Source organism: Pseudomonas sp. 2VD (genome assembly GCF_005503585.1).
GTDB lineage: Bacteria > Pseudomonadota > Gammaproteobacteria > Pseudomonadales > Pseudomonadaceae > Pseudomonas > Pseudomonas aeruginosa.
The window spans coordinates 1-6,890 of the sequence record NZ_SCND01000319.1 but is presented as its reverse complement, the minus strand read 5'-3'; the positions used below and the strand labels follow the sequence as shown (position 1 = coordinate 6,890).

At 68.0% G+C, this 6,890-nt stretch carries 3 protein-coding genes and 1 pseudogene; 2 read left to right on the top strand and 2 right to left on the bottom strand.

Annotated elements, in window-relative coordinates:
* Positions 1–3 precede the first annotated feature (3 nt).
* Together muxB and muxA are read right to left on the bottom strand one after the other, a co-directional pair.
* Positions 4–3,135: a multidrug efflux RND transporter permease subunit MuxB gene (muxB, locus tag FFS27_RS25635; RefSeq protein WP_003089920.1), complete on the bottom strand. Its 3,132-nt coding sequence runs from the start codon at positions 3,133–3,135 to the stop codon at positions 4–6.
* Complete coding sequence (gene muxA / locus FFS27_RS25630) at positions 3,132–4,412, bottom strand: multidrug efflux RND transporter periplasmic adaptor subunit MuxA (protein WP_003111498.1); 1,281 nt, start codon at positions 4,410–4,412, stop codon at positions 3,132–3,134. The genes muxB and muxA overlap by 4 nt, the downstream gene beginning before the upstream one ends.
* 256 nt (positions 4,413–4,668) lie before the next feature.
* Between muxA and FFS27_RS25620 the strand changes: the two genes are divergently transcribed.
* Both FFS27_RS25620 and FFS27_RS25615 read left to right on the top strand, forming a co-directional pair.
* Positions 4,669–6,102, top strand: a complete 1,434-nt coding sequence (locus FFS27_RS25620) for a TldD/PmbA family protein (protein WP_023101210.1) — start codon at positions 4,669–4,671, stop codon at positions 6,100–6,102.
* A pseudogene (locus FFS27_RS25615) lies at positions 6,102–6,890 on the top strand (TldD/PmbA family protein); the annotation flags it as partial. The gene FFS27_RS25620 and the pseudogene FFS27_RS25615, both read left to right, overlap by 1 nt.

Sequence of the window (6,890 nt, the reverse complement as noted above, 5' to 3'; positions counted from 1 at the left end):
GGCTCATCGCCCGGCATCCCCGTCGAACCCGGCCTCGGTGTTCAGGTCCAGCCCGCGCTGCTTGCGCCAGGCCGCCCAGCGACGGGCCAGGCGGTCGAAGTAGAGATAGATCACCGGGGTGGTGAACAGGGTCAGGACCTGGCTCAGCAGCAGGCCACCGACCATGGTGATGCCCAGCGGCTGGCGCAGCTCGGCGCCGGCGCCGCCGGCGAGCATCAGCGGCAGCGCGCCGAGCAGCGCGGCCATGGTGGTCATCAGGATCGGCCGGAAGCGCAGCAGGCAGGCCTGGTAGATCGCCTCATGGGGCGGCTTGCCTTCGTTGCGCTCGGCGTCGAGGGCGAAGTCGATCATCATGATCGCGTTCTTCTTGACGATGCCGATCAGCAGGATGATGCCGATGATCGCCACGATGCCGATCTCCTGCCCCGCCAGCATCAGCGCCAACAGCGCGCCGACCCCGGCCGAGGGCAGGGTCGAGAGGATGGTCACCGGATGGATGAAGCTCTCGTAGAGGATGCCCAGGACGATGTACATGGTCACCACCGAGGCGAGGATCAGCAGCAGCGTGTTCGACAGCGAGGCCTCGAAGGCCAGCGCCGCGCCGCGGAAGCTGCCCTGCATGCTCAGCGGCAGCTCCAGGCTGGCCTCGACGCCACGGATCGCCTCGACCGCCTCGCCCAGGGAGTAACCCTTGGCCAGGTTGAACGACAGGGTCGCCGAGGGGAACTGGGCGATATGGTTGATCGCCAGCAGGGTATGCCGCTCCTCCACCTTCGCCAGGCTCGACAGGCGCACCTGGGTGCCGTCGCTGGACGGCACGTAGAGCTGCTCCAGGGCCTGCGGGCCGAGCTGGAACTGCGGCGCCACCTCCAGCACCACGCGGTACTGGGTGGCCTGGGTGAAGATGGTCGAGATCAGCCGCTGGCCGAAGGCGTTGTAGAGCACGCTGTCGATGTCGGAGAGCTTCACGCCGAGGCGCGAGGCGGTGTCGCGGTCGATGTTCAGGTAGGCCTGCAAGCCCTTGTCCTGCCAGTCGCTGGCGACGTCGGCGAGCTGCGGCAACTCCTGCAGCCGCGCCACCAGCTTCGGTACCCACTCGGCGAGCACGTCCGGGTCGGCGTCCTGCAAGGTGAACTGGTACTGGGTGCGGGCGACCCGGTCCTCGATGGTCAGGTCCTGCACCGGCTGCATGTACAGCTTGATCCCGGGCAGGTGGTCGAGTTCGGGCTGCAGGCGCTGGATCACTTCGCTGGCGGTGACGTCGCGCTCGCTGTGCGGCTTGAGGTTGATCAGCAGGCGGCCGGTGTTGAGGGTCGGGTTGCTGCCGTCGACGCCGATGTAGGAGGACAGGCTGGCCACCGCCGGGTCCTTCAGCACCACCTCGGCGAGGGCGCGCTGGCGCTCGGACATGGCCTGGAAGGAGATCGACTGCGGCGCTTCGGCGACGCCCTGGATCACCCCGGTGTCCTGCACCGGGAAGAAGCCCTTGGGCATGGCCAGGTAGAGCAGCGCGGTCAGCGCCAGGGTGGCGATGGCCACCAGCAGGGTCAGCGGCTGGTGCCGCAGGACCACCCGCAGGGCCTTGGCGTATTGTGCGATCAGGCCATCGATGACCCGCCCCGCGGCGCGCGCGAAGCGGCCCTGCTGGTCCTCGTCGATGTGGCGCAGCAGCTTGGCGCTGAGCATCGGCGTAAGGGTCAGGGAGACGAAGCCGGAAATCAGGATCGCCACCGCCAGGGTGATGGCGAACTCGCGGAACAGCCGCCCGGCGACGTCGCCCATGAACAGCAGCGGGATCAGCACGGCGATCAGCGAGAAGGTCAGCGAGATGATGGTGAAGCCGATCTGCTTCGAGCCCTTGAGCGCCGCTTCCAGCGGCGAGTCGCCCTGCTCCAGGTAGCGGGCGATGTTCTCCACCATGACGATCGCGTCGTCGACCACGAAGCCGGTGGCGATGGTCAGCGCCATCAGGGTCAGGTTGTTGATCGAGAAGCCGGACAGGTACATCACGCCGAAGGTGCCGATCAGCGACAGCGGCACGGCGAAGCTGGGAATCAGGGTGGCGTAGACGTTGCGCAGGAACAGGAAGGTGACCATCACCACCAGCGCCACCGCCAGCGCCAGCTCGAACTGCACGTCCTTGACCGAGGCGCGGATGGTGGTGGTGCGGTCGGTCAGCACCTGCACGTCGAGATTCCCCGGCAGGGTCGATTGCAGCTGCGGCAGCAGCGCCTTGATCCGGTCGACCACCTCGATCACGTTGGCCCCCGGCTGGCGCTGGATGTTCAGCACCACCGCCGGCAGGTTGTTGGCCCAGGCGGCCAGGCGCACGTTCTCGGCGTCGTCCTCGACGCTGGCGACGTCGCGGATGCGCAGCGGCGAGCCGTTCTTGTAGGCGATGATCAGGTCGCGGTAGGCGTCGGCCGAGCGCAACTGGTCGTTGGCGTCCAGGGTCGAGGCACGGGTCGGGCCGTCGAAGCTGCCCTTGGGGCCATTGAGGTTGTTGCTGGTCACCGTGCTGCGCAGGTCCTCCAGGCTCAGCCCGGCCGCCGCCAGCGCCGTCGGGTTGGCGCGCACCCGCACCGCCGGGCGCTGGCCGCCGCTGATGCTGACCAGGCCGACCCCGGAGATCTGCGAGATCTTCTGTGCCAGGCGGGTATCCACCAGGTCCTGGATCTGCGGCAGCGGCATGCCGTCGGACATCACCGCCAGGGTCAGGATCGGTGCGTCCGCCGGGTTCACCTTGCTGAACACCGGCTGGTTCGGCAGGTCGTTGGGCAGCAGGCTCTGCGCGGCGTTGATCGCCGCCTGGACTTCCTGCTCGGCGACATCGAGGTTGCTCTGCAGGCTGAATTGCAGGGTGATCACCGAGGCGCCGCCGGAACTGCTGGAAGACATCTCGTTGAGCCCCGGAATCTGCCCGAGCTGGTTCTCCAGCGGCGCGGTGATCGACGAGGTCATGATCTCCGGGCTGGCACCGGGGTACAGGGTGACCACCTGGATGGTCGGGTAGTCCACTTCCGGCAACGCCGAGATCGGCAGGAAGCGGTAGGCGATCAGGCCCGAGAGCAGGATCGCCACCATCAGCAGGGTGGTCGCGACCGGCCGCAGGATGAACGGGCGGGACGGGTTCATTCAGCGCTCCCGCTACCCACCGAGTCGCCCTGGAGGCCGCTGGGGCGGCCAGTCTGCGGTTTCTGCGGCTCGCCCTCGAGGACCTGCGGGGAGGCCTCGGCGACACGCACTTCCATACCGTCGCGCAGGCGGTCGGTGCCTTCCACCACCACCTGCTCGCCGGCCTTCAGGCCGCTTTCCACCACCACCCGCTCGTTCTCGCTGGTGCCGATGGCGACGCTGCGCTGGCTGACCTTGTTGTCGGCGCCGACCACGTACACATAGATACCGTTGGTGCCGCGCTGCACGGCGTTGGCCGGAATGGTCAGCACGCCCTTCAGGGTCTGCGCCAACAGGCGCACGTTGACGAACTGGTTGGGGAACAGCTTGCCGTCGGCGTTCTCGAAGCGTGCCTTGAGCTTGACCGTGCCGGTGGTGGTGTCGATCTGGTTGTCCAGGGTGGTCAGGGTGCCTTCGGCGAGAACCTTGTCCTGGTTGCGGTCCAGCGCGGTGACCGCCAGCTTGCCGGGGCCGTTCATCTGCTCGACGACGGTGCCGATCTGCTGCTGCGGCAGGCTGAACACCACCGAGATCGGCTTGACCTGGGTGATCACCACCAGCGGCGTGGTATCGCCGCTGGTGACCAGGTTGCCGATGTCCACCTGGCGCAGGCCGAGGCGTCCGGAAATCGGTGCGCGGACCTCGGTGAAGGTCAGGTTGAGGCGGGCGTCGTCGACCTGGCCCTGGTTGGTACGGATGGTGCCCTGCAACTGGCGGACCTGGGCTTCCTGGGTATCCAGGGTCTGCTTGGCGATCGAGTCCTCGGCGTACAGCCCCTTGTAGCGCTGCAGGTCGATCTCGGCGTTCTTCAGTTGCGCCTGGTTCTGCATCAGCGTGCCCTCGGCCTGGGCCAGCGCCGCCTTGTAGGTACGCGGGTCGACCACCGCCAGCAGGTCGCCGGCCTTGACCTCCTGCCCCTCCTGGAACAGCACCTTGACCAGCTCGCCGTTGACCCGCGGCTTGACGTTCACCGTGTTGAAGGCGGTGACGGTGCCAAGCGCGTTGAAATGCAGCGCCAGGTCGCCCTGCTCCACCCTGGCCACGCCGACAGTGAGCGCGTTGGCCTTGGGCAGCGCGGCGCCCGGCTTGCCGCCGCGACCGGGTCGCCCGTCGGAGGACGGTGCCGAGGCGGGCGCCGCCAGCCACATCACCAGGCCGATCACGGCGGCGAAGGCCAGGGCGGTGATCAGCCACGGGCGCAGGGTACGGAACTTGGATTTACCGGTCGTTGGAGTCATGGTTCTTCTTCAGGCTTAGAACGGAGGCGCTTTTTCCAGGCTGCACGATAAGCATTGCGGGGGCCCAGGCAAAGCCTCTTTACCCGCTATTTACCCTTGCTTTACCGATAGTTAGGCATTCCGCCCGCATGCTTCGGCGAGCCACCCGCAGCCTGGCACCAGGCTATGACAACAAACGGCTTGCTCCGTTACGGGCGAAGGCTTGAAATAGAGCGTCCTGCACTCGCCCACTCCGCAATCGGCCAGGGACGCACAGATGATCGACCCGTTGAAACACCGCTTCGCGGCGCTCCGCAGCCGCGCCGAATTCCACTCCTTGCGCTACGTCCAGCGTAGCGGCGAGTACCTCTCGGTGCGCCGCAACGTCAGCGAACCGCCGCACTTCAGCCAGGACCGCGGCGCCATGCTCTGCGTACGGCTGAACGGCGTGGAAGCCTACGCCGCCACCAACGATCTCTCCGCGGCCGGCCTGCAGGCCGCCCTGGAGCAGGCCGAGCGGCAAGCCGAGCGGATCGCCCGGCACGCCCTGTTCGACGTCCGCGGATTGCCGCCGGCAAGCGGCCGCTCGCAGTATCGCTCGCCGAACCAGGACGCCCCTTTCCCCTCCATCGCCGAGTGCTACGAACTGCTCGCCGAGGAGTCCGCCAAGGTGCCGCGCGACGAGCGCCTGGTGAACTGGAGCGTATTCCTCGAAGTCAGCCGCCAGGAACAGCTCTACCTGAACAGCGCCGGCGCCGAGCAATACCACGAGCAGCGCTTCGTCTATCCCGGCGCCAGCGTCACCGCCTACGACGGCCATGACAGCCAGACCCGCAGTTTCGGCGGCCACCATGCCGGCCAGCAGGGCGGCGCCGAAGTGATCGAGCGCCTCGGCCTGGTCGGCGCCGCGCCGCGCATCGCCGACCAGGCCCTGCAACTGCTGGCGGCGCCGAACACCCCGAGCGGCCGTTGCGACCTGCTGCTGATGCCGGACCAGATGATCCTGCAGATCCACGAGTCGATCGGCCACCCGCTGGAGCTGGATCGCATCCTCGGCGACGAGCGCAACTACGCCGGTACCAGCTTCATCAAGACCGAGGACTTCGGTCGCTACCAGTACGGCTCCAGCCTGCTCAACGTCAGCTTCGACCCGGAAATCCCCGAGGAACTGGCCAGCTACCACCAGGACGACGACGGCAGCCCCGCGCGCAAGGAATACCTGATCCGCGAAGGCCGCCTGCTGCGCCCGCTCGGCGGCGCCCTGTCGCAACACCGCAGCGGCCTGGAGGGCGTCGCCAACAGCCGCGCCAGCAGTTGGAACCGCGCGCCCATCGACCGCATGGCCAATCTCAACCTGGAGCCCGGCGACAAGAGCTTCGCCCAACTGGTGGGCGGTATCGAGCGCGGGGTGCTGATGTCCTACAACCGCTCCTGGTCGATCGACGACGCACGCAACAAGTTCCAGTTCGGCTGCGAATGGGGCCAGTTGATCGAGGACGGCGAACTCAAGGGCGTGGTGAAGAACCCCAACTACCGGGGCGTCTCCGCGCAGTTCTGGCGCAACCTCAGCGCGGTGGGCGACGCCGGCACCTTCGAGGTGCTCGGCACCCCCTACTGCGGCAAGGGCGAGCCGAACCAGGTGATCCGTGTCGGCCACGCCTCGCCGGCCTGCGTATTCAGCGATGTGGACGTATTCGGGGGAGACGCCTGATGCACCAGAGACAGCATTTCGAAGCCCTCGCCGAGGACCTGCGCCGGCATCTGGCCGAGGGCGAGGACTTCACCCTCTGGTACAGCGCCGAGGACTCCGAGTTCATCCGCTTCAACCGGGCGCGGGTGCGCCAGGCCGGCCGGGTGCGCCAGGCCAGCGCGCTGCTCCGGCTGATCCGCGACGAACGCCAGGCGAGCCTCGACCTGACGCTCTCCGGCGCGCCGGAAGAAGACCGCCAGCGTCTGGCCGAAGGCCTTCGGCAACTGCGCCAGAGCCTGGCCTGGATTCCCGCCGATCCCTATCTGCTGCTCGACACCACGGCCTGGCAGCGAGAGAACCAGGACCTCGGCGCAGCGCCCGACAGCGGCGCGCTGCTGGCCAGCCTCGAACGCCAGGCGCGCGACCTCGACCTGGTCGGCATCTATGCCGCCGGACCGCTGTTCCGTGGCTTCGCCAACTCCTGGGGCGCCTTCGGCTGGCATGCCGGCAGCAGCTTCAACTTCGACTGGAGCCTGTTCCACGGCAACGGCCAGGCGGTGAAGGCCGACTACGCCGGCCAGCGCTGGGACGACGAAGCCTTCGCCCGGCGCTTCGAACAGGCCCGGGAGCAGCTCGGCCACCTGGGCAAGCCGCTGCGCCAGTTGCGCCCCGGCGACTACCGCGCCTACCTGGCGCCGGCGGCGCTCGAAGAAGTCATGCAGATGCTCTGCTGGGGCGGTTTCTCCGCGCGCGCCCTGGCTACCGGCGAAAGCCCCCTGCAACGCCTGCAGAACGGCGACGCCCTGCTC